This is a genomic window from Alkalihalophilus marmarensis DSM 21297, from assembly GCF_000474275.2.
Classification (GTDB): domain Bacteria; phylum Bacillota; class Bacilli; order Bacillales; family Bacillaceae_D; genus Alkalihalophilus; species Alkalihalophilus marmarensis.
In genome coordinates this window covers 1-3,275 of sequence record NZ_ATAE01000070.1, presented here as the reverse complement: position 1 = coordinate 3,275, position 3,275 = coordinate 1, and the positions used below count along the sequence as shown (strand labels likewise).

Here is a 3,275-nt window from a genome sequence, read left to right as displayed (position 1 = left end):
CTACCGTTATAATAAAACCATATAACAAATGGTCAACCAGAAATATTTTCTTATCTGGCTGACCTTATAATACGAAAGGGCAGTTTAGTTTAAGAGGTATAGTATAAATTTAGTATAATTAACATTATCAGTAATAAAATTTTGTTTTAGGGGGATGATTTTTTGAAAATGAAATTTATGGCATTTATTTTTTTAAGTATGCTTTTCTTGCTCGTTTAAACGGGTAACTGGAATAGTACATCAATGGACTGTTCAGCAGTCCATTTTGGGTGAAACATTACACTGAGTGTGGAGAATAGCCGTTCGAACGAGCTATTCTCCATTGATTAACACAACGTCGATTTAATCAGCGAAGTGAACTGAATATAATAGTGCCTGGAGAGTGCACCATATACATGATTACAAAACGGTCGAAATGCGTTTTTTTATTCGATCATTCATTCTCATTTGATTACTTGATGGGGGGTTAATCCGTAGAAAAATAATTGAAGTAGTTGATCCATTTCTTCATCATTCTCCCGTTTACCATGAACGCTTATGTGTTCACTGATTTCATAAAAAAATAGTTTGAAGTGTTTTAATAAGACTTTATCCGAAAAACCTTTTGCAATATATCCTTCTGTTTTTCCTATATGAACCAGTCTATGAAAAAAGGATTCTAACTTCTCTTCCACACCACTAAGAAAAAAATGAACAGGTTCAGGATCGTGACTCTGACTCATATTAGCCAAAAGTCTGAGGTTATGAGCTTCCAGTGTCATGATGTCTTTTATCTTGTCATTGAAAGATTTGCCCGATTGAAGGATGACATCATATTCATGTATTTTAGAATCTACCCAATCATGAAGCATGGAATGGTAAAGTTGTTCCTTCGTTCCAAAGTAGTTATAGATCGTGGCTGGAGAAACGCGGGCTTTAGCGGCGATCTCATTGACACTGATCTTGTCAAATCCATATTTGCAAACCAAATCAAGTGCAGCAGAAAATATCTGCTTCATTTTTTTTTCTTTTCTTTTTTCAAATCCATCCATACGATACCACCTCATGTTCAGTTTATCTCAAGTTTTAGAGTATTTCAATTCACATACTATAAAGTTATTGCATATATTGTTATATAGTTTTATACTTATTATGTATAAATACTACATAAATTTTGTTGTGGGAGGGTAATAAATGAGAGACATAGAAATTCCGGCTTTTTTTCATGAGGTTTTTGGAGAAAGACAAAGTGTTCTGCACATCATCGTGATCTTACTCTTTGGAGTGACGTTATCTACAGTGTTGTTTTACTTGTACCCCAACATGTATATGGACCTTCCACTGTGGCGTAGTATACTAGCCTTTATTCTCGTGTTTGATATATTTTCAGGGTGTATCGCCAATTTCACTCAATCTACAAATGATTACTACGCAAAGAGAAAAACGAAACGTATCGTCTTCATCTCTATTCATGTTCACATATTGCTCGTTGCAGTGATGCTTCATATACCTATTTTTTCAGTTTTGATGGTTTGGATGTATACGATTATGTGTGCATTTACCATTCAATCCATCGAAGGTAGAAACCAAGTTTTTGTGGCTGGTTTGTTATTGTCGCTAGGGGTAGCATGGATGCCAATGCTTGAAATGGAAGCTTTTATGCTGATTGTCAGCATGCTTTTTATGGTCAAAGTATTGTTCAGTTTTAGTGTCAACCATTATAGAAGGTACGGGAGTAGGTGGCGTCATTGATGAGCAGAGATGACCATATCAGAAGGTTAAATAGGTCGGATAAACCATGTTTTGTTCAACTCATGGCAAAATCATTTGAAAATGATCCATTATTCAATTATTTATTTAAAGATGGTGAGGTAGATCAAAAATTTGAGGAGCGTGCTTGCGCGTTTGTTGCCTTTCTTTTTGATAAAAGCTTTTGCTTGTTAGAAGAAATATGGGGCATCTATGATCAAGATAAGCTCATTGGAGCGTACATCATCGAGATGCCACATATGAAAGGAACTCAAAAGATTTTTGGTGGACTTAAGCTAGTCGGTAGGGTCATTCAACTTCTGAAAAATCTATCGTTGAAGACAGTCATCAAGCTGAATCGTTATATGAAGGGATCCAGAAGAAGTGTTCCGAAGCTGCCCTTGCATTATCTCATCATGATTGGCGTAATGCCATCCAGACAAGGATATGGTGTTGGCGGTCAGTTAATGAAGCATATCATGAAACAAGTTCGTGAAGATCATCGTTCTCGTGGGATTGCATTAGATACTGAAAATAAAAGGAATATTAGCCATTATAGGCGGTTTGGTTTTTGTCTATATAGTGAAACACAATTAGACGACATCACCATTTACGGTATGATGAAAATAAACGTGAAGCTTCAGGGAAGGGATATGCAACAGAAGCGGTGAGTAGTTTAGTCAAAAAGTTATTTGATGAATTTGATGTACATCGTATCGCCATGCCTATCCAAGGGGTGGAGGGCCGGTTTTGCTAATGGGTGCGAGTGCGGCAGAGCCTAGGTCATATCATATAACGGGTGGGATTCCCGTCGAGTAAAAACTAGCCATTCGCTCGTAGCGAGTCTTGGAGGACTAAGGGTAGGCTTATTGCACTAACGGGTGCATTCCTTCAACAAGGTAAGGAAGATAGAAATTAATGTTAATATAAGGAAGAAACTCAATGACGGTTTCATTCATATAATTGATTCATTAGGTATGGCATTGATCATCTTAAAAGAATTCTAAACTTAACAAGTGGAGATGATGCTCATTGAGTTCAAGTAGAATTTTTCGATCTTTGTTTATTGGCTCTATTGCCATGTGGTCTTTTCTATTATTGAAGGGAGATTTACTGAGTGGTGATTTCTTCAATGTCTTATCATTTTCTTTTGGAACCATTTTTAACATTTTTTCCATCATAGCAGGTTCATTTTTGGAAGGTTTTGAAACGAAGCACCAGGTAAAAACGTACCTCCCACTTTCCATGTTCATCTACGGGATCTATTCTGTCGTACTTAATTATATTTTCATGATCGAGATCAACATCATGATTATCCTGTTATTTGCGCTAGTCATTAGCTTGATTGATTTGGTAGTGAGTAAAATGGTGAAAAACAAATCTATGAGGCAGGATTTAGCAAATATTATATTAGCTTTTCCGCTGCTTGCTTTCTTCATAGGATTTGTGCTCACTTATTTTAATATAAAAAACCTTGCAGATAGTTAACAAAGTAACAAGAGCGTTTTAAAACAGCACTAGGGACGTGTGTTGACTAACGAAGCAGG

At 36.2% G+C, this 3,275-nt stretch carries 4 protein-coding genes and 1 pseudogene; 4 read left to right on the top strand and 1 reads right to left on the bottom strand.

The features are described from left to right. Nucleotides 1-443: 443 nt before the first annotated feature. Nucleotides 444-1,031 (bottom strand): TetR/AcrR family transcriptional regulator, encoded by a 588-nt coding sequence (locus tag A33I_RS19175; protein WP_022629928.1) that lies wholly within the window; start codon nt 1,029-1,031, stop codon nt 444-446. 142 nt (nt 1,032-1,173) lie between these two features. On the opposite strand from A33I_RS19175, the gene A33I_RS19170 reads away from it, so the two are divergent. From A33I_RS19170 to A33I_RS20985, 4 genes and pseudogenes are all read left to right on the top strand, one after another. Beyond that, on the top strand, nt 1,174-1,731 hold the full coding sequence (locus tag A33I_RS19170) for a hypothetical protein (protein WP_022629927.1): 558 nt from the start codon (nt 1,174-1,176) through the stop codon (nt 1,729-1,731). Continuing rightward, complete coding sequence (locus tag A33I_RS19165; RefSeq protein WP_022629926.1) at nt 1,731-2,399, top strand: GNAT family N-acetyltransferase; 669 nt, start codon at nt 1,731-1,733, stop codon at nt 2,397-2,399. Before A33I_RS19170 ends, A33I_RS19165 begins: the two co-directional genes overlap by 1 nt. Then, nucleotides 2,363-2,446: pseudogene (locus A33I_RS21370) on the top strand (GNAT family N-acetyltransferase); the annotation flags it as partial. The gene A33I_RS19165 and the pseudogene A33I_RS21370, both read left to right, overlap by 37 nt. A 476-nt stretch (nt 2,447-2,922) precedes the next feature. After that, nucleotides 2,923-3,216 carry a hypothetical protein gene (locus A33I_RS20985; RefSeq protein ID WP_161808694.1) on the top strand — a complete coding sequence of 98 codons (294 nt, stop codon included), beginning with the start codon at nt 2,923-2,925 and terminating at the stop codon, nt 3,214-3,216. The last annotated feature ends 59 nt before the right edge of the window (nt 3,217-3,275 follow it).